At 50.4% G+C, this 21,349-nt stretch carries 13 protein-coding genes; 2 read left to right on the top strand and 11 right to left on the bottom strand.

The features are described from left to right. Positions 1-125 precede the first annotated feature (125 nt). From helD to MKX64_RS10715, 3 genes are all read right to left on the bottom strand, one after another. Positions 126-2,582, bottom strand: coding sequence for an RNA polymerase recycling motor HelD (gene helD / locus MKX64_RS10725; protein WP_095268000.1), 2,457 nt, complete (start codon positions 2,580-2,582; stop codon positions 126-128). Positions 2,583-2,833: 251 nt separating this feature from the next. Then, positions 2,834-4,039: an MFS transporter gene (locus tag MKX64_RS10720; RefSeq protein ID WP_095398774.1), complete on the bottom strand. Its 1,206-nt coding sequence runs from the start codon at positions 4,037-4,039 to the stop codon at positions 2,834-2,836. Positions 4,040-4,246: 207 nt separating this feature from the next. Continuing rightward, complete coding sequence (locus MKX64_RS10715) at positions 4,247-5,185, bottom strand: alpha/beta hydrolase (protein WP_341035756.1); 939 nt, start codon at positions 5,183-5,185, stop codon at positions 4,247-4,249. A 167-nt stretch (positions 5,186-5,352) separates the two neighbouring features. On the opposite strand from MKX64_RS10715, the gene MKX64_RS10710 reads away from it, so the two are divergent. Beyond that, entirely contained in the window at positions 5,353-7,065 is a 1,713-nt protein-coding gene (locus MKX64_RS10710) for a DUF4127 family protein (RefSeq protein ID WP_341035755.1), read from the top strand. Between the two features lie 336 nt (positions 7,066-7,401). On the opposite strand, the gene MKX64_RS10705 is transcribed toward MKX64_RS10710, so the two are convergent. From MKX64_RS10705 to MKX64_RS10695, 3 genes are all read right to left on the bottom strand, one after another. Beyond that, positions 7,402-7,911, bottom strand: coding sequence for a DinB family protein (locus MKX64_RS10705; protein WP_095267996.1), 510 nt, complete (start codon positions 7,909-7,911; stop codon positions 7,402-7,404). Between the two features lie 95 nt (positions 7,912-8,006). After that, entirely contained in the window at positions 8,007-8,984 is a 978-nt protein-coding gene (locus MKX64_RS10700; RefSeq protein WP_095398771.1) for a helix-turn-helix transcriptional regulator, read from the bottom strand. Positions 8,985-9,087: 103 nt separating this feature from the next. Next, positions 9,088-10,164, bottom strand: a complete 1,077-nt coding sequence (locus tag MKX64_RS10695; protein ID WP_095398770.1) for a helix-turn-helix domain-containing protein — start codon at positions 10,162-10,164, stop codon at positions 9,088-9,090. A gap of 235 nt (positions 10,165-10,399) precedes the next feature. On the opposite strand from MKX64_RS10695, the gene htpX reads away from it, so the two are divergent. Further along, entirely contained in the window at positions 10,400-11,284 is an 885-nt protein-coding gene (gene htpX / locus MKX64_RS10690; protein ID WP_095267993.1) for a protease HtpX, read from the top strand. Between the two features lie 118 nt (positions 11,285-11,402). Here the strand turns inward: htpX and MKX64_RS10685 are convergent, their stop codons facing one another. The 5 genes from MKX64_RS10685 to MKX64_RS10665 all read right to left on the bottom strand — a co-directional run bounded on the left by MKX64_RS10685 (position 11,403) and on the right by MKX64_RS10665 (position 21,282). Then, entirely contained in the window at positions 11,403-11,819 is a 417-nt protein-coding gene (locus MKX64_RS10685) for an SRPBCC family protein (protein ID WP_155619049.1), read from the bottom strand. Positions 11,820-12,066: 247 nt separating this feature from the next. Next, positions 12,067-12,909 carry an alpha/beta fold hydrolase gene (locus MKX64_RS10680; RefSeq protein ID WP_095267991.1) on the bottom strand — a complete coding sequence of 281 codons (843 nt, stop codon included), beginning with the start codon at positions 12,907-12,909 and terminating at the stop codon, positions 12,067-12,069. A 436-nt stretch (positions 12,910-13,345) separates the two neighbouring features. Beyond that, positions 13,346-14,122 (bottom strand): class B sortase, encoded by a 777-nt coding sequence (srtB, locus tag MKX64_RS10675; RefSeq protein WP_095266754.1) that lies wholly within the window; start codon positions 14,120-14,122, stop codon positions 13,346-13,348. A 19-nt stretch (positions 14,123-14,141) separates the two neighbouring features. Next, the gene (locus tag MKX64_RS10670; protein WP_341035752.1) at positions 14,142-20,582 is read right to left on the bottom strand and encodes a DUF7601 domain-containing protein; all 6,441 of its coding nucleotides are present in this window, start codon (positions 20,580-20,582) and stop codon (positions 14,142-14,144) included. A 313-nt stretch (positions 20,583-20,895) separates the two neighbouring features. Beyond that, the gene (locus MKX64_RS10665; RefSeq protein WP_341035751.1) at positions 20,896-21,282 is read right to left on the bottom strand and encodes a collagen-like protein; all 387 of its coding nucleotides are present in this window, start codon (positions 21,280-21,282) and stop codon (positions 20,896-20,898) included. Between the last annotated feature and the right edge of the window lie 67 nt (positions 21,283-21,349).

Raw genomic sequence — 21,349 nt, 5'->3', positions numbered from 1 at the left:
GAGCGGATGGCTCATTCATGATCATGAATCGGCTATTGACGAATGGGTTGTGTGAATCGAATTGTTTAGATGGGTGAATGGTTCGTGTGAGCGAACGGACGATCAGCGCACAGCCGTCATGGGCCTCAACGGCCTTCTGCCGGTACTTCGGAGGAATCTCCCTCGCCTTCAGCCCGGACCTCATACAGCGATGCATCCAGCGCCTGAATGAATGGCGACCACTCCCCTGACGTATATAACTGTAACCGGTGCATAGCACGAGTGCAGGCCGTATAAAAGAGCTTGCGCTCCCGTTCCCGGTGATAGACCCGTGCCGAGGCGTCATAGATCAGAACGGCGTCGAACTCAACACCTTTGGCCAGATAGGCGGGCAAGACGACCGCCCCATGCTCGAAGGTAGGCGTCTGTTTCGTGACCAACCGCACGGACGCACCGCTCTCTTCTAGACGATGCCAGGCTTCGCTGCTCTCGGCGGCGGTCTTCGTAATGACAGCAATGGATTGGTAGCCCTCGGCCTCAAGCGCCGCAAGATCCTCTGCCATTCGCATGACCAGGTCCCCGCTGCTGCTTGCCTTGATAAGAAGCGGCTTCGCCCCCCTTCTGTCAAAAGGCACGATATCCTGACCGCCCGGCAGCAGCGCTCGGGTGAATTCCACAATCTCACGGGTGGAGCGATAACTGCGCACAAGCCGAATCAGCCGGGTGTCTGACTCGCCATATAACCGGAGCAAGGGTGAGTTCGTGCCATAGAGCTCCGTTGCCTGTGTGAAGATGGCCTGACCGAAATCGCCAAGCACCGTCATGCGGGCATGGGGAAACAGCTTCTTGAGAAATTCGTATTGAAACATGGAGTAATCCTGCCCTTCATCAACGAAGACATGCCGGACCTCCGTGTTCATGCGCATGCCCTCAACCAGCTCTTTTAGATACAGAAACGGCGTGGCATCCTCGTAAAACAGTTCATATCGGCCTAGCTTCTCCCTGGTCTGCTCGCCTATGTCCGCCCATAACTCCGGAACTTCTGCCCCGCCCGTCATTCTCGTATATGCGTCCTGGCTTCCAAACAGCTGGGCATACAACCCGAGCATGTCAATGAACGCCATCCGTTTTACACTTCGTCTCAGCGGTAGAAACTGCGCCTTCACAATCTCGCGGACGAGCAGCTCTTCCTCCCGTTCGGCATAATCGAAGTCGCCTTCATCACGGCGGCGTTTGTTCTGCAGCTTCTCCTGAATTTGCTCATATTGCTCGGCGAAATCGAAGACCCCGCGCTCTTGGTGCAGCTCTTTGTGGACGGCATCGTACTGCTCATTGTCGAGGTAATTCAGCTCCTCCTGGACCCAATCCTCCTCCCGCTCCTTACGCTCCAGCAAGGTTAGCTCCTTCAGCAGCCACTCCTGCAGCATCGCTACGCGATTGGCCAGGCGGATGGAGGGATCATAGCTGTAGAACTGTTCTTCCATCCGTTTCGCAGCGATCAGTTCGCGATCCCGAAACCGGATGCTGTTGAAGCACATGCCTTCACGTCCTAGCCACACTGAATAATTCTTCAGCGCTTGGAGGAATTCCGCGGAAGCTTTATATGCAATCCCCTTCAGACGGGCCTCGTATTGGCGTGTGTGCTGCTCTGTCAACACGTATTCGATCTGGTCGAACGGGTCCTCCAACTTCAGCCCTGTACCCAGTCCGTATTCCAGATATTCCTGAAACGTCGCCTGCTGCATATTTTCCTCGCCAAGCTCCGGAAGGACGGTTGATACATAGCTGTTAAACATCGGATTGGGCGAGAACAGAACGATTTGGTCTGCCTTTAACCGTTCCCGGTGTTTATAGAGCAAGTAAGCGACCCGTTGCAGGGCCGCCGAGGTTTTCCCGCTGCCTGCCGCCCCTTGCACAATCAGCATTCGGCTGGTGTCGTCACGGATGATCGCATTCTGCTCCTTCTGGATGGTAGCCACGATGCTCTTCATTTGTGTGTCCGCACCCTTGCCCAGCACCTGCTGCAGCAATTGGTCGCCAATCGTTAAGCTTGTATCGAACACGTTAAGAAGCTGACCATCCTTAATCTGGTATTGACGCTTCAATTCCATCGTTCCCGTGATCCGTCCGCCAGGTGTGTCGTATGCAGCAGGTCCAGGGGAAGCATCGTAATACATGCTCGCAATGGGGGTACGCCAGTCATAGATCAGAAAATTCAACCCGTCCGACTCCACGAACGAGGACACACCGATATAGATTTGTTCACGATAGCCGAGCCCATCCTCCTGGAAGTCGATGCGTCCGAAGTAGGGCGACTTGAGCAGCCGGTTCAAGTTGTGCCATTGCTGCACGCGCAGCCGGTAGCTTCGCTCCCGCTCTGATAACAATGCCTCCTGCTGTTTAATGCTGTAGAATGTCTCTTCAAGATCCTCATCCGTGCTTGTATTCACCGTCACTTCCTCCCAGAAGCGTCGGCGAATTTCCGCCGTGTGACTCTGTAGTCCAGCTACCTCCGGCTCCAGCTCAGCAATTCTTGCTTGCAGCTTTTGCGTTACGACATGCAGCCGTTCCTGTTCCTGAATCCAATCCTGCTCATTGACCATATGCGAGCGCACACTCCCCTTCAGATTATTCCGAAAAAAACATTTGACAAACCACCGCACCAGATGCTAAGATTAAATTAAAGATAAGATGGGTTATTTATGATCTTTTCAAAAAGATGCAGTGGCGGTTTTTTTATCATACCACAGTGTTTTTGTATGCGCAATTCCATATTACATAACATACCCCGGCGAAGATCGCCGGGGTATTATTGTGCTCCGTTGTTTCTATTCCCTTTCGAACCACGATCGACTCAGGTTTGGCCTTCCTCACTCCGTCCCTTGATCAGGAAATTCAGAATTTCAGAGAATAACAGCATTCCCGCAACGAGAAACAGGATATAGAGCGGGAATATGCCGATTGTTGTATAACCGGCCAACACCCCCAGAAACGGAGGCAACAGCGTCGTCCCCGTATAGGCAACAGCCATCTGATACCCCATGATCTTCCCTGCATGCCGCTCACCGAATCGGGCAGGGGTCTCATGCAGCATGCTCGGATAGATCGGTGCGAGTCCTAGTCCGATCATCAGCAATCCGCTTAGCGCGAAGCCTGGCGGAAGCGGCAGCAACAGAAGCAGTCCGCCGACAAAGGTCATAATCTGACCTGTTCGAATGAGCAGCAGATTGCTGACCTTGAACGTGATGAATCCGGTGATGAACCTTCCGATCGTGATGCCCGCATAGTATATCGAAACCCACAATGCGGCTTCCTCAGCCGGAAGCCCGTGTACCCTGACCAGATAGCTGCTCCCCCACAGACCCACCGTTGTCTCCACTCCGCAGTAGAATAGAAAGGCGGCCAAGGCATATTTGACTCCCCTTGCATTCTTAAGCTTGCTCCCCGCCGTAAGATCGTGGGGCTCCTGCCCGCCCGATGGCTGCCGTTCCGTACCTCCGGAGTGATGCTTGGCGATATAGCCCCATAAAGGGAGCGAAACGAACAGAATGATCACCAGCGCAAACTGTATACTCCCTACGGCAAAATATCCCTCTCTCCAAGATGCATTTCCGGACAAATATGCAGCCATAATCATCGGACCGGCCGTCGCTCCGATGCCCCAGAAACAATGCAGCCAGCTCATATGGTGGGCTTTATAGCGCGCCGCTACATAATGATTCAGCGCGGCATCGACCGCGCCTCCACCGAGCCCGAGCGGAATGGCGCACACGATCAGCCACGCGATCGATGGCGCATAAGAAAATCCTATCAGCGCCGCAGCCGTCATAATGCAGCTCGCCAGCGTCACGCGGCCTGTGCCAAACCGGCTTACAACGAATCCACTCACCAAGCTGGATACAATCGTGCCCGCCGTCACCATCATCGACAGCAGTCCTGCCATTCCGATCGGTGCGCCCAGCTCCTGCCGCATCACAGGCCACGATGCGCCTATCAGAGAATCGGGCAGCCCAAGGCTGATAAAGGCCAAATAAATTATCAATAACAAAAGCGTACTCATCCTGTGTGTGCTCCCATTCTTAGACTCCATTCAGATTTCATTACCAATTCTTATCTTCCGAATCGACCAATGCTTCTTGTATTGCACAATATCCCATCCTTCCGGAGACTTATTAAACGCGTTTAATAAGTGATTTCATCATAGCAAGTTCCCGCTGAAAAAGAAAGCCCCCCCACGTATGATGGAAGGCTCACTGTACAACTTATTTCATTCCTCATGCTGATCATGCTGAAATTGCGGTGGATCAAGGATGGGACGATATAAATGGGCTGACAAGAATCTCTCCGTTATCTCCAGCACCTGCGGATTCCAAAAGCCTGTCCCATGATCCGCACCTAGCACCTTATAGAACACCACGCTCTGTCCATGCTCCTGGAGCGCTTTGTACATCGCTATGCTCTGATTCACATGGACAATGTTATCGCTGTCTCCATGCATGATGAGAAATGGTGGGAGTTTCTTATCCAGATCCTGATGGAAGGGGCTAGCCTTCTTCGCCAGTTCCACGTGGTCCGGCACTCTTCCTCCAATGAATAACCCTTCTGGTGAATCGGCTGCATCATGGTCAAGAATGTCATTATACTTCCCTAGAGTAAGCAGATCCGTAACGCCATAATAGTCGATGACTGCACACACCTCATCTGTCTGCTCACTATACAGGCCGTTATCATATTCGCCTATGGTAAGTCCCGTCATTAAGGCAAGGTGCCCGCCCGATGAATCTCCCCATACCGCAACCCGCTTGGGATCGACCCCGTACTCTGCTGCGTTCGTGCGCATAAACCGGATCGCGCATTTCACATCTTCAAGAGCGGCCGGGAACGGCGCTATGTCCGACTCTCTAATCTCCACACTGGCTACCACATACCCTTTCGCTGCAATATGGCACAGGTTTGGAATGTTGACATGAATGTCTTGTTTCCTCCAAGCCGAGCCTTGAACGAAGACAACTAAAGGAAAACGAGCCCCCGCACGATGCGGCATAATAATCTGAAGCCGTCTCTGTACATCCCCGTACTGGGCATATACGATATCCGGCCGGTAAGAACAGGAATAATAAGCCCCTCGTTCGGCGTACTGTCCGTAAATCACCTGCGTTCCTTCAGGCATTTCATTCGCTGCAATAGCCGCTGCTTTTTTATCCATTCCTCATTCACCTCTCCCTTATTAAAATGATTCTTCGCACTTCCCCGGTCTCCTTTTTATTGATGCTAAAGTTCATAAATACACAATTTATGATTGTTAATGAAACAAAAGATTTATCTATATATATAATGAATACCACTTCACAATCATCAAAGGAGAGTTGACCAATGAAAAATGTATTGTATGTACCCTTGGATGATCGTCCGGTAAACCTCGATGATGTCATCACATTGGGACAAGCATCAGGCTTAAACCTCATTACGCCAAATGCGGACGATATCCGCAACCGAATTGATTCGGTCGCAGACGCTTCGGGCACCCAGCTTATAGGTACCTCGGCTCCTAGTTATGGTAAACCGGAACAAATTCGTCAGTTCATAAAGCGCCATGCCTCTTCCGTCCAGGGCTTCATTATTTCGATCGATATGCTTGTTTATGGAGGGTTAATCGGCAGTAGACGTTTGCGTACAAGCGGAACAGGGACGTATCCCCATTATGATTCGGAGACCACGGACTTGCTTGATGTGATCCGTGAGATTAAACAGCTTTATCCGGACAAGCCGGTCTATGTGCTTGATACCATTATGCGACTCGCTACCACCTCTTATGTGGAAGGACTCTCTTACGATGCGTACACCGAGTCTCGTAGCTTCATGGGTATAGCTCGAAGAGAATATACAGACTTTGGCGACATTGTGAGCGGTTATAATGTATCCAGTGATGGCACGGAGCTGGGCGAAACCATTCATTTTAATAAAAGCCATTACTATAACACTAGACAACATAAGTTTAAAACGAACTACTATGTACTCGACCAGCTTGTACGTCACGGTTATATCGATTTCCTGGCCATTGGTGTCGACGATGCCAACAAGGAAGGTGTGCAAATCAATGAAATTAGATTTGTCGAGAACTACATTGACACTTATCTAGGCGGTTGCGAGGGGCAGAATCCGGATCGTGCTGTTATTTTGCCTGATGCAGACGGGCTGGGTCACTCGCTGGTAGCACGGATGGCTAATCAACTGCATCGCGGAGGCAGTAAAACGAAAATTTCCATCCAATATTACGGTCCTCATGGTTCCACAATCATCAACAACTATGAATACATGACTGTACATCACAACATTCTTCGTCATATCGATGTGATTGACGGCCTATATGTAGACAGCACACCAGACATTGAAATTGTGGCGATTACAGACGAAACCCAGGTGTCCAGTGCCGTAAACCGTATCGATGCCAATGGAGAAAGCTCCATAGCAACGGTAGTTATGGATTTCACCGGAAGAGGCGCAGCCAATCAGGCGGTTACGGAACCGCTGCTGGATAGCAATTATACGGGACGGTTGCTGGGTTATAGCGCATGGAATACGGCCGGGAACATTATGGGCCTCTCGCTTGGCATGGGGCAAGCACGGTATGCTTTCTTGGTCACAGAGACCGCTGCCTCCGAGCTGAAGTCGGCCGTTAACGCGCATGGATCGCTGCTGTTCAAACGGTTTTTGAAGGATTACTACTATAAAAGGCTAGCTATAGCCGAAGTCCGGAGCTATTCCAGAACGCCAAGCCATATTCGTTATGATAATCTGCAAGCCTCGTTCGCTGATCAGAACATGCGTCTCTTTAACACGGAGTCAGCTTACCAGCATGTGTTCACGATCCTCCGGGATCAAATGCAGATTCATACGACAACACTGGCCGGAAGGAACGCTTTCCTAATCGGCACCTCCGCTCCGGCATGCAGTGTCAAGGAGATAAACGGGTGTGCGTGGACGTTGGCAGAATACAGCAGCGCTTGCCTTGCTTACGACAATCCGGATTTCATCTGGTGGCGCGCCTTTGAAATCACACTCAACCCTGAGGTCACACTCCAATAGCATGAGGTTGAACAAAGGTTCACTACCACACCCGCACTAAGCGGAAGCAGCTAGGCAGCTTCATATCGTCCAAGCAGGCGGTGAACGGATGGATATGAGGGAAACAGAAGTCCCGTCTTCTCCCCCTCCTTGCATCGCTATCCCTTTCGTTCAGGGAGAAGTGGTTTGAGAGAAGGGGATGACCACTAGGACCAGGTATAGATTCGGATTCAAGAATAAGAGGGAACCCAAAACGGGCAGGAGGGAAACATCTTCGCCTCCTCCGCCCGTTTCACGACTTGATCACAAGGGATCAACATGCAAAGCCGCCCATAAATCATGGGCCGATTCCAGCGGTTATCCCTGCCGCTCCATCAAATAAAATAAATAATCAGTCGGGACCCCGGGATGCCCTTGCTGCCTCAGAATAGCCGTGACATTGCCTCGGTGATACGTCCCGTGATTCACCACATGCTGCAGGATGTCGGAGAAACGCGTATCGAGACGTCCGTATCGTGGATGCTCGATCGTCATCGCCTTGTCGGGGTCGGGTATGCGACGCAGTAAGTCGCGGTACCGCTCCGTGACGTTCGCAAATAGCTGGCGCATCTCCCCTACCGACTTGCCCTGCGTTTCCTCCTTCCAACCTGGCATCTTCACAAAAATCTCCTCATTCGGAACTTCCCCGAGCACATCCAGATATAGCTGATCAAACAAGTAGATATGTCCGAGTGCTTGTGATATGGACGGAAACACGCTTGTGACTTCCGCATGAAACACTTCCTCCGGAAGCTGCTCCAGATGAGCGAACACCCGATCGTTCGCCCACACATGATAATCGTATAACTGATCTGAGTGTCTAAGCATGAATAATGCACCTTCCTTATCCTTTTAGTCGTTAAGCTATCGAAGTCCTGTCTCTATCGTATACCCGGTTCGCTGACAACGGCTGTCAGTGAAGTTCAAACGAGATCAACATCCTCATAGAGCTGTACGATGCTGCTTGCCATTTCCCGAATCCGGCGCTTCAACTCCAGCGGTTCCCGGACACGAATAACCGGACCAAACGTCATCAGATACATCGGAAGGTACTTGTTCATCGTCGGAGCATCGATCAGAAACCGCGCCTCCCGATCAGTACGTTCCGTCAGATAATGGCGCAGATGCCAGTGGTGGCAAATCGCGTTCAGCGCATCTTGCCCTCCCTCAATGCGGATGACCGTCAACGGTCCGTCCGCCTCACGATCCCGGTTGGACTGGTCGCGGAAATAGGCGGACGCGGAGAAGCGCTCAGGCTTCTCGAACAGCGCCCCGGTCGGTATCAGCTGCGCAATTCGGTCCACGCGAAACGTTCGGACCGCCTGCGACCGGTGGCACAACGCGACGATGTACCACTCGTTCCGGTCGTATGCGAGCCCGTACGGATCGACTTCACGTTCATCCTCCTGCTCCGCATTCGCTTTGCGATAAGCGATACGGACCGTGCGCCCATCCTTCACTGCCTGCTCGAGCTCCCTGAGCAGCGGAATGAGGGAGGGCGGCCGCGCCGGAGAAATCACATCGAGGCCGCTCGTTCGGCGGGACAGATCATGGTGCAGCTCTTCGTGCAGCCCGTTCTCCACCTTCGTAAGCACGCTGAGAATCTCCTCCGTATATGGATAGCCTGCACCTTGGGCAAATTTAAACGCATCCATCAGCGCCTTCAACTCTTCGGCGCTGAAGAACAACGGCGGCGTATCCTTGAAGCTCTCCAGAATGCGAATCCCGCCGTCATGTCCCGATTCCGCGACCACCGGCACGCCACTTGCGCATAATGCATCGATATACCGGTACACCGTGCGGACGCTGATCTCTAAATGGTCTGCAATCTGCGCAGCTGTGAGCTTCCTTCCGGTCCGCAGCATCCATAGCATGGACAGCATATTGTCCCATTTTGCCACCCTTGCCCCTCCTTTGGTTTCTCGCAATTGAAACGCATATGAATATTGTATAATTATAACAGCTGCAGGAATAACAAGCTTACCGCGGAAGCAACAAGGCCGTTCATTCTACCTTGCGAATCAGCTCTAAATACTGCGCATCTCCATATCCCACGTTTGGGAAAACCTCAAATAATCGCTTCAGCAGTTCCGTTGTAGGCAGGTGTTTATGGTTTGAGATATATTTTATTACTGGATTATCTTCTTTCTGCATCTCTAAGAACAGCTCTATCGCCTGGTACATCACGGGGAGCAGCTCATTGCTTGGATTCCTGTGCTGGACCAATACTTCTTCATAGACCGAATGATAGATTCCTAAAGGAACCTCCGTTTGGCTGACTTTAAATTCATCCTCTCTAAAGCTATTAAAAAACACCTTACCTTGATACTGAGACTGTTCAAGATAAGCAAGGAGCGTTAGAAGATTCATCTGGCAGAACATGTCTTCGCCAAACCATAAAACAATGTAGTCATAGTGTTTATCCAACAAAGGAGCTAAGGGCCTTATGACCTTGTTGGTGTAATTTTCTACGGACTCACGATGCCCTGCCGCTCTTGTATTAATAAAAGCATGATCGAAAATAGATGATGTCGTGGCGTTCACACACATTGCTTCATTGAATGGTGCATAATCAGAATCTCCCATGAGCTTTTTGTTTTTAAACGCCTCATACATGAGTTGACCATTTAATATATTCAGTACATTGTCGTCGAATAATTCGATCTTCCTCTTCTTTAATTGTTCAACCTCATGTTCTCTAGCTATTTTCATTCTACGACCGTCCTCACTCTGATATATTGTGAGCTTGGCAAATGATTGAACAGGCATTTGATGGCGTTGAAATTCTCTTGGGCTGACACCAAATACGGATTTAAAACTCCTGCTGTAGGCTTCCTGCGATGAATAATGATAATCCAGCGCCACATCGAGAATTTTTCGCTGATTCGCTAAATCTTCTGTAGATAAATACAATCTTCTCAGAAGAATGTAGCGTCTCATGCTTATTCCTGTTACCTGATGAAATTTAAAAGAACAATAATACGGAGAATACCCCATATAACGAGCCAAGTCCTCCAGCGAAAATTTCTCATTCAGATGTTCTTCGATCCAATCGATCATCTGTTGGATATACTCATTCATTTGCCTCCCTCCTGATACCATTATAAGTCCCGTTGAATGTATGCTTATGATCATTGTTGTGCTTTAACCCATTGGAGAGCCATGCTGACCAGATCGCAAATCCTAATCGGACGGCTCCTCTTACGTCTTAAGCCACCGACGGATGCCGAAGGTCCCGAAAACTCGTGGGATCATCATGCAAAGTATGTTAAAATAGTAGAAACAAAGTGCAAATAGAAGCGCTAGGAGGAGACGCATGGCAAAACGGATTTTTTTCTTCATTCTTACGAATATTCTAGTATTGGTGACGATCAGCATTATTCTCTCGCTGCTCGGCATCGGGGGCTATATTAATGAGCAAGGCGGCCTCAACATGGGCTCGCTGCTCGCCTTCAGCGCCGTCATCGGTTTCACGGGAGCCTTTATCTCGTTAGCGATGTCGCGCTGGATGGCCAAGAAGATGATGAACGTTCAAGTTCTGGACCCTCATGGCAATCTGTCCAGTGAAGAACGCGAGCTCGTCGAAATGGTAGATCGCCTGTCCAAGGCGGCTGGTCTTATGCATATGCCGGAGGTTGGCATCTATGATTCGCCAGAGGTTAACGCATTTGCAACCGGACCGTCGAAGAAGCGTTCGCTTGTGGCTGTCTCGACCGGACTGCTGGATAATATGGACCGCGATGCTGTAGAGGGTGTCGTTGCCCATGAGGTCGCTCATATCGCCAATGGCGACATGGTGACCATGACGCTGCTCCAGGGCGTTGTCAATACGTTCGTGGTGTTCCTGTCGCGCATCGCCGCATGGGCAGCATCCCGCCTTGTCAAGGAAGAGCTGGCTCCGATCGTTCATTTCATCGCTGTGATCGTGTTCCAGATTGCATTCTCAATCCTCGGCAGCATGGTGGTCATGGCCTACTCGCGCTACCGCGAATATCATGCCGACAGGGGAGGAGCCGATCTGGCCGGCAAGGACAAAATGGTCCATGCTCTCCAATCGCTTAAAGCCTATATGAATCAGGCCAACGAAGGCGAGGCCTCATCCCTTGCCACACTGAAGATTAGCAGCGGGAAAAAGCGCATGATGCTGTTCTCCTCGCATCCGGACCTGGATGACCGGATTCAGCGCCTGCAAGCACAGTAATGCAGATATGAAGTTTCATTCAAGAAGGCACCCGATATGAAATCGGGTGCCTTCTGCTTTTACATAAGCCGAAGCTAAATGGAAACCTCTGCGAATAAATACGCCCCCAGAGGCTTACTTAGCGTGATTCGGTGTACCTTTTGAAATTGTCCATGATCGCCTGCCAGCCAGCTTGTTGAAATTCAACAGGGTGGGCGCTATCCGCGTCAAAGGTTTCAATGACCTTCGTTTCTTCTCCTTCGGATCGAAAGGCAATCTCAACACTTCTCCCATCCTCCATCGTATAGGAAATCAACGTATGCGGCTTCACGTTGTCATACACTCCGGAAAAGTCAAATCCCATGCTGCCATCTTTTGCTTCCATTCGGGTTACGAACTTCCCGCCGACCCGCAAATCATTCTCAGCCCGTGGTGCATGCCAATCTTCAGATGCTTGATTCCACTTTGTAATGTGTTCGGGCTCCGTCCAATACGTCCATACCTTCTCAATCGGTGCTTTAATCACGGCTTCAACGCTTACCTTCGTGGTTCCCATGTTGAAACACACCTCTCTCAACGATTATTATTTTTCTCATTGATATAGACGTAAATCTATCCAAAATATATCATCGCTTCATAGGATCCGGCAACCATTGACGGAAATCCTATATATCTTTCGCGGATCACTTCAATGCACAATGGAGGGGACCTCTGAATAGGCCCTCTCCGCTTCCCTGTTAATGAATAATGCCGACCCTAAATGTCGAGATGAGTGATCGGATTGAACCAAGAGTTGTGGGCTTTCAATTTGGCATTGAAGTAAGCTCTGAAACCGCATCGATGATGATATCCCAATCATCCTCATGAAGTTCATGCCCTGCGCCTTCCAATGTCAGTAAAACCGCGCCCGGAATTTCTTGGGCCACATGTTCTGCATGTTCATAAGGGATAATGGGATCTTCTGTACCGTGTATAATGAGCGCGGGCACGTTGATTTCACTCGTCCGAGCCAGATAAGATTCTCCACCAGTCACCAAGGCGTGATTACTCATGCTGGCTATATTGTTACTTCTTTCAAACTCTTTTCCAGCCAGCATGCCTGTTTTCTGCTCATTACAAATATGCTTTGATCCCGTTAAGATTTTGGACCGATTGATTGCGAATTCGACTACCGATTGTTTGTCAGACCAATCAATAACCCCCATATTCGAGAAAAAATCCATAATCCTTTCCTCCATCGGAGGAAGATGCGGAGCAAAATTGGACGTTGCCAAGAGGGTAATGGTTAGAACTCTTCCCGGGTGCCGCAGTGCAATCATTTGAGCCAGCATACCGCCCATGGACATGCCTATGATATGCGCTTGCTCAATCTTATAAGCATCCAATACACGAACGGCATCATCAGCCATGTCTTCAAATGTATAGCCCGGGTGACCAGGCTCATAAGTTGTTGAACGTCCAACATCGCGGTTATCATAACGAATGACATAACGCCCTGTGTCCGCCAAACGTTGGCAAAATTCTTCTTCCCACCAAATCATTGAGGATTGGGCACCCATAATCAACAAAATGGCGGGATTAACGGGCTCTCCAAAACTGTCTGTACATATATGAATTCCATCTACTTTTATGAATCGTTCGTTCATATTTAAATCCTCCACTGATTAATAGAAATATAAAAAAACACAGGTTATTGGCCTGTGCATGCTGTAATCGAATAGAGAATTTGAGAATGAACGCAATATAATGAGTTCTCCTAAAATCCTTGTATATGACATAACGGAGATATTATTCCCTATCCCCAGTCGCATATAACTAATCCGGTTACCATGAGGCAAACCATTCTTCGATTACGATTGCACGTTAAATAGCCTTAAACCACCGCTTAATTCATTGTGCAAAGAATATCGAAGAATTAGTTCAACACACGTAACCCCTCCGTTCGTATCAATTAGGTTGATCCTAACATGGGATAAAGCCCCCTGTCAACACCTGGGAATTACTTTCTAGAAATCTAATAAAATCGCGCCCTCCAATGGAGAACGCGATTTATTCCAGCTAGAACGCTGTATGTCGACATCGTCAATTAAGCTTTCGAGCGACCACCGCCAACCGACCGTTTTCGGTCGAGTACTCGCAGGTGGACAATACAATGAGCTTGTCGCCATAACGGGGGGTGATCCCCGTTTCGTAAAGAGCAAGCTGTTTGATATTCCGAACATACGAATCGAACTCAGCGGGCGTATTTACCTTCTCGATCTGATAGTATTTAAATACATCATCCGATTTGCGATACACTTGTGACAGAATAACGGCGACAATCTCATACTCTTCCTGTTCGTAAAGCGTGCTGAACTGGAACGTGGCATGCTCCTTATAGAAGCTTTCTTTCTTATACTTCATCAAGTCCTTGAACATCCAGCCATTTTTCATATGATGTCCATGAATCAGCAATATGTCGGAACCATGGATCCGGCTGTGCTTGTCCAAAAAGGGGAGGCCGCCATTGCTCTTCTTCTTATCGAAATCATGCTCGAGATAATACTGCTCGTCTTGTAGATTCTGCATGACCGGGTACTCAATTCGGGTGCCGTCGATCTTCAGCCAACCGACGATGTCTGGGTTCCTCTCGTAGAGCTTTCGAAATTCGGGGAGCATGACCGGCTCGTTCGCTTTCATAATGAAAGGGGAGGGGAGCGCCTCCCCTTCTCCTTTGTCCGATTCTTCCCAAATTTGGGTCAGCTCATCGATTTTCCCCTGCTCGGCATAACCCTCCAGGAACGCTGTCGCTAACTTAACAAGGGAAAATACCAGCACAAGGAAGGAAACGGCGATAAGAACTTTTTTAATCTTGCTCATCTTCTTACCGCCTTTCCGTTTACTGAATTTGCTGCTTCTTCTTACCTGTGAATAAACAGAATCCAATCGTAAATAAGGACATCAGTGCCAGAACCATGTAGACGATAGGCGATGGGCCGTTGTCTCCCGTTTTCGGAGCATCGTCCAGCTCGTTACTTCCTTTGCCCGTATCCTTATCCGCTACATCGCCGTCATGACCAGCGCCGTTGTCCTCGCGATCCGTCACCTGATCGCTGTTGTTAGATCCATTATCGATGTTGCCAGGCTGACTCGGAACCGGGCTGACAGGGTCAGGATCAACAGGACCTGGATTCTCCGGTTCTGGAGCAGGGTTGACGGGACCTGGATTCTCTGGCTCTGGAGCAGGGCTGACAGGACCTGGGTTCTCCGGCTCTGGAGCAGGGTCGGCAGGACCTGGATTCTCTGGCTCTGGGGCCGGGCTAACAGGACCTGGATTCTCCGGCTCTGGGGCAGGATTGACAGGACCCGGTCCGCCGCCGGAAATGATCGGCTTCATTGGTACGTCGTATCTCACAATGTCATAATCGACAGAAATCGTATCACTTCTGTGCGTCTCGTATCCTTCCTTCGTGACGATCAGATAGTAATCTGCTTCAGGGAATACCATGTACGCATAGAAGCCATTTGCGTCGCTATCCTGCTCTGGACTCTTGTTGTCGTGTGGCGGGAAATTCGGAACCGGAGGAAGTGTCACCTTCGTATCCGGAGTACGCCCTTTATCTCGATTCCGCTGCGTATCCGCATAATACAGGGTTACGATAGCTCCTTCAATTTTCTTGCCTGTGACGGCATCGCCTGTCGTTTCATCATACACCGTACCGTAAGGGTCGACTAACTCCTCGGAGATATTCAGCTCCCCGTTAGCCTTCACGTCCAGCTGCGTCACCTTGAAGAGCAGTTCCTCGCCCGTGTCAGCTAGATAGCGAACTTCCATCGTGTACTGCTGCGCTCTCAGCTCTTCGTCTTCTATGGAGAAGGTGCCGTTCGAAGCCAGCGGGAACGCCTTAGGGCGACCGTTCTCCTGAATATAATTGCCGTCCTTATCCTTCAAGTAGATGCGCATCTGACTGGTAAGCGAAGGATTGAACAGCTCGGTTGTTCCGTCCATCTGCTTGAACAGAACGATCCCTACGGCCGTAATATCCGCCGGCACGGTCTCGCCTGTCACACTGCTGTCCACATTTGCTTTTTGCGTGAACTCGATAGGCACATCTTTTCCGCCTACTGTATACACCTTCGTATACGTGATCGTGTAGTCGGTGTCCGCCTCGGCAGGGACGGAATATTCACCCTCCCCATTCGTCTGAATCGTCTGCTTCTCGCCTGTCTTCAGATTCGTAATCGTGATCGGTGCATTCGGAATGACTTCGCCTGTGTTGTTGTCACGCAGTACGCCTTCCAGATATGGGCGAATGTTGACAAAGTGCGCCTCAGCGTCTGATTTCTCCGGAATGGTGCCTGTGTGTTCGAAGCTTTCAGGCTTAGTCACATAGCCATCCTGCGTATAATCATCCTGGGTCACCGTGTACTTGAGATAAGTCGGGAGTCCTTCGATAACGAAAATCTGACCATCGGTAAGCTCAAAGGTGTCTCCGCTCGTGATCGTTCCTGTGCTGCCATCCGACTTCTCATAGGCATAGGATTTGTCCGCACCCTCGCCTGTGAAGGTGAGCGTGTACTTGAACGGCTTGGCCTTGTCGTTGTCTTTACCTTCAACTGTGTTGCTGATGATCAAGCCGCCTTCGATAACTCGCACGTTCGTGAACGGAGCAATTTCATCTTGGCCCGCCATGACCCCGGTATAATACCGTTCTTTAGGCAGGGTCACGTATTCGTCCGTTGTGTAGTCCTTCTGCGTTACCGTGTATTTCAGATCCTTAGGCAGACCCACAATTTCCAATGTCTCTCCATCGGTAAGGGTGAAGGATTCGCCGGACTTGATCGTGCCCGTGCTGCCGTCCGATTTCTCGTAAGTATAGCTTCCATCCTTGCCTGTATCCTCAAAGAGGACGGTATACTCGAACGTCTTCGTCTTGTCACCGCCGTTGCCCATGACCATGTTGCTGATCGTCAGCTTGTTCACGGTCCGTTCATTGGTGAAGTCCGCCTGGCGATCGACGCGCGCCATGACTCCCTCATTAGACCATTCAGGTGTAGTCGCGTAGCCGTCGTTCCGGTAATCCTCCTGAGTGATCGTATACTTCAAATTCTCTGGAAGATCCTGAATTGTAAAGGTCTCACCATCCGTGAGCTCGAACGTGTCACCGGACTTGATCGTGCCGGTCGTACCGTCTGAATGCTCGTAGTTGTACTCTTGACCCTTTCCTGTACCGTCAAAGGTCACCGTATACTTGAACGGCTTATCCAATTCTGCGCCATCCCCTGTAACGGTATTGCTGACGATCAGATTGCGAACGTATCGTTTGTTAACGAAGTCTGCCTTATGGTCACCTTGATTCACGATGGTACCGGACCATTCTCTCGTCTCCGGATCCGTCGTGTAACCATCAACGGTTGTATAATCATCCTCTGTAACCGTATAGATCAGGCCCGCAGGCAATGCAGGGAGCACCACAGATTGCCCATCTTTGAGGGTGATTGTGTCACCACTCTTGATTGTGCCATACGTATCATCCGGCTTCTTATAAGCGTACTCCCCATCCATACCTTCGCCGGTGAAGGTTACGGTGAACTCGAAATCCTTATCAGGATCGCTGCCGTTGCCTTCCACCTTATTGGTGATGGTGAGCTTGCCCTGGGCCGGTGTAGGCACGATCAGCGGATTGTTTGAATCCACCTTGATGCCGTCTACAAGGACAGGCTTGCCCGGCGCATCAATGATACGTACCCGGTATTCCGTAGTCGTAGGCAAGTAGGTTTCGAGATCGATATACGTTTGTTTGAGTACATAGTCCCCCGGCACCTGAATAATGAAATTCGTCTTGCCGTCCGTGCCCGTCTCTTTTTCCTCCAGCAGCTTGCCATCTATAGCCTGGGCTGGAGTACCGTCAGGATTAAACAACCTGAACTTTACTTTACTGAGCGGTGTTTTGCCGTCGGGGCCAACCTTCAAGAGATAGAGCAGACCATTCTCATTAGAGCTTCCCGCCACATCGTTCGTATCGAGCATAATACTGCTCTGTGCTTCGATCGGCGGAAGGGTATCGTCACCCATCAGCCGGATGGAATTCCCGGCCGCTCCAGGCTGCATGCCCTGGGATTCGGTCTGGTAAACGATCTGATAGAGCTTGTTAGGGTCTTCAAAATCAAACCTGAGCGTCGATCCCCCCGTTGCTGGGTCTGTACCCGCGGTGACCTTCACCTCACTATCCGGATCCGCAAGATTCAGCGGTCCTCCGTCACGCTCCAGCGTGCCATCCGGCTTCAGGTTGCCAGGATAAACAGCAATGTCTGAAGGTTCGAGAGATAGACTGCCATCTGGATTTGTGCGCAGCTTCAATCCGTTGGCAAGGGTATCCAGCAAATAGACACCTTGCTTCATCTCGAACGGTGGCGTGTAATTCACGGTCCATTCCTGTACACCAGCAACAGGCTTTTGTCCCGTCTTGCTTAGAGACTTCATAGGCACAATAATTCTGTGCTCTTCGGTGGCACTATACAGCTTGTCTCCCCATTTCATGGAGAACACAGCCTGATTCTTACCAGCATCATTATTGCCTAGATTATAGGTCGCAAGCGCTGCATTGGTTGGACGCGCCTTCACCAGAATGACGTAAGGACTCTCCAGCTTGGAGAAGGAGAAAGAACCTACATTGCCGTTCTTAGTGAAGCTCACCACGTGTCTTGGATCGCTCGGCTGAATGATCTCTGTTGCTTGTGCATATTGTCCATAACCACCGCCGCTTTGTCTTCCCAAGCCAGCGTTCCCATGATAACCTGTATTGCCTTTATAAAGTCGATATGCTTCGCCGGGAGCATAATCTACAAATTCCCATCCGTCAGGCAACGTATCCACTAGCTTGATGTCGCTGGCTATGCGGACGCCGCCGTCTTTAGCCATCTCTTCTGTATTGAAGCCCGGCATGTTGACTGCCAGTCGGAAGGTGACCGTTCTATCTTTGCGATCATAGCCTGCCAGAACGTAATTGTCACCACGGCTGTTGTCCAAATACAAATTCGGGTCATTGACGACAATCGGTCTCGTCCAAACACTGGCGCTCCAGTTGCTGTAGTTGCGGTTCCAATCGGCAGCTATGTTCCCTAGCGGATTGCCATTCTCGTCAACTGCACTCGCATACAGCATCTCCTTGTTCAGCATTCGCACCCAATTCTTTACAGTAGCATCAGATCTGGCCTGATAACTGTCACCATCGAAGAGCAAGCCGCGATTGCTCCACGCACCTTTACTATCTTGACGGAACAGGTTGTCCGGGTTGGTCGTGAATGTTTCGAATGAAACATCACCCCTTACTTCTCCTTTAAACCCAGTTACCTTGATAAGATCCGCGACCGGCTCACCATTTACAGTCAAGGTGATCACTTCACCCGTCAGCCCATTGCTCACGGTCAGCGAATTGTTACGATACTTTTGCCAGAGCTGCTTGTCGTCGATTTGACTCTTGATTGCATTCAAGGTCTCCGGCGATACATTCGGATTTGTATCCAGATGATCCAATACAGCAAGAGAATCACCATGAATCAGTAAATCATAGACAACCGGATTATCCAGATCGTACTGCAGTGTCAGACTAATCTTCCACTTCGCACCGGCTACGTTGTGCAGCGCGTACGCGAGGCTTGAGTCTGCTTCGGCTACTTTCGTGAAAGCATGTGCCCCGATGGTAACCCTCGAAATGTCCACAACGGAAGCAGGAGCGGTCCAACCGGTCGCATCATTGTTCTGAATGGCATCTCCTCCATCCATAACGTCCAATTCCCAGTTAGCGCGCGCCTTGTATTCAAAGGTTGACTTGCTGCTGTCTGACACCTTGGTTACAACGGTCAAATAGAGGGGGCCGTCCAAATCTCCGCCGATGACGCCTGCGATATCGTACTCGCCTGCGGCATTTCGGGTAATTGGGGTAACTGCACCACTATCCCCGTTCTTATAAGTTGCCGACTCAAACTCTGTCCCGTCAGGCAGGATGTCTGTTATCTTAACATTCTGCAAGCCGGTTTTGGAGAGCACCCGGCCATTGCTAATTGCCCTGTTTACCTCAACATTCCAGGTAATAAGAGTATCGTTGCCGCTTCTGGAAGGCTTGCCGCTCACCACAATCCAGTTGGGACGCACAGCAACCCGATGCGTATTCGATGAAGTCTTCACATCGGTCTCATTGTCACCCAATAGCTTTGCGCTGTTGGTCACAGCAGTCCAGCCAGACGAATCCCATGCACCGTTCTTCTCATAGTAATACTTATCCTTGGGAATCCATGTTTGGAAGGTGATGGTCGCCGTGTTCCTAACTTTATCTACCGTGGATACATCTGGGAACTTATATGAAATTGTGCGGTCAGCAGCATAGATTGGATCTGCCGCAACTCCATCTACATTGAAGGACCCAGGCACATATACACCGACATCCGCAAGCGGGTCAGAGAAGGTCAGTCCATCCAGCGGCATGGGGATTGTCTTATCGTCTGTGTCGGTAGCAGTCACTACCACCCGCCATGTAATGATGCCTTCTTGAAAATGGGCGGTGCTGATTTCACTGTTATCACCACCGTTGCTTGCCGACTTGACGTCAATGCTGTACTCCGGCACCAAATCAGAGTTTTGGAGCTTGTATCCATCTCCGAAAAGGGTCGTATCGCCGCCGCCGCCCGGACTCTGATCCGCAGCCTTGGCAGCAGCGGAGAAGCCGATTTTGACGTCGCGTCTACTGCCGTCATATACCTCTGTGCCATCAAACGTAATTCTGATGGAATCGGTAAAAAACTGAACGGTTGCAATTTTCCGGTTGCCCTCGTTGATGGCTAAAGGGCCTGCAGGTGTCAAATTCACATCCGGAAAGTAGATCGCCTTATCCAGGATGGCATAATCCCCCTGCTGAATCACGCTTTCAGGCGGAGCATTGACATCGTCGCCTATAGTCGGCACCGCGATATTATCCAGCTCAAGGACAAAATCCTCCCGGCCGTTAATCTCGCCTCCAAGCGGAATCACAACCGCAGGGTTACCCTGCTTCACCGTGAGATTAAACGTCGGATTGGCGTTGGCCAACACCGCCGTCTTGTCGCCCGGCGTGGCCGTTAGCGCAAAAGAGGACGGGACATCATACACTGCGTCAGTTACCGCTGGCGGTTCGACTGGCGCGTCGTTCACCGCATCAGGTACCGTCAGTGAGTCAGCCGCGTCAGGCGAACCGGATGCAACGTCCGCATATGTAGCAGCAGGAAATACCACTGTCTGCAAGAGAAGCAGGACTGCCAGACAGAAGGATATCGTAGCTTTACCTATACTGCGTTTTGGTTTCAATGCGAAAATCTCCTCACTCCTAAAATTTTGAGCAGAGGCCAGTCGCTGTGCCTCCTTTCCTTGGCCATCTCCACCACATCTAATATAATTTAGTAAAATTCGCCATATTGGTGGCGTCCCCGCCCATTATACCGTTGAGAACTATACAATTTCTCGACAATTCCCGACTACAAGCTCAAGTTAATGCGGGTCTAAAGCACTAATTATATATCGAAGGTCATGAAGAGTAGGTTCGCTTGTGACCTCCCTCAAATACAGAAAGATGCATAACAAAAGAGAACAGCCCGTAAGCTGTTCCCTTCTGCCATCTGCGTTAAAAGCAAGTAAACGAGCGAATCCGATTCAAATCGATGCCGAAGTACGCCCAGAAGAAACCGAACCATCTGAACCCTGCAACCGAAGTGCGCCCGACGAATACCGGGAAGAACCAGAATTGCTCACCATTGTTCAGCCATACGTATGTGTAGCGGAACAGGCAACCTCTGATCGCTCCAGGGTCAACGGCAAAAGGGGTAGCCTGCATTTGCGGTACAAATGGCGGCGGGGGAGCTGTCGGCATTTGAGCTCCTCCCGGTGTCCCCCCCGGAAGTCCTGGTGCCCCCGGAAATCCTCCTGGAATCCCCGGTCCCCCCGGCACACCGGGCCCGCTTGGAGGTCCCGGAAATCCTCCCCCGGCCCCAGGCGATGGAAAAAACCCCATATATAATCGCTCCTTTCCAACGAATAGGCATAATCATCATATGCATTCGCGGAAAGGATGCCCGGGC

The organism is Paenibacillus sp. FSL M8-0334, assembly GCF_038000405.1.
In the GTDB taxonomy this organism is placed as follows: domain Bacteria; phylum Bacillota; class Bacilli; order Paenibacillales; family Paenibacillaceae; genus Paenibacillus_AQ; species Paenibacillus_AQ campinasensis.
This window is presented reverse-complemented; position numbering and strand designations above follow the sequence as displayed.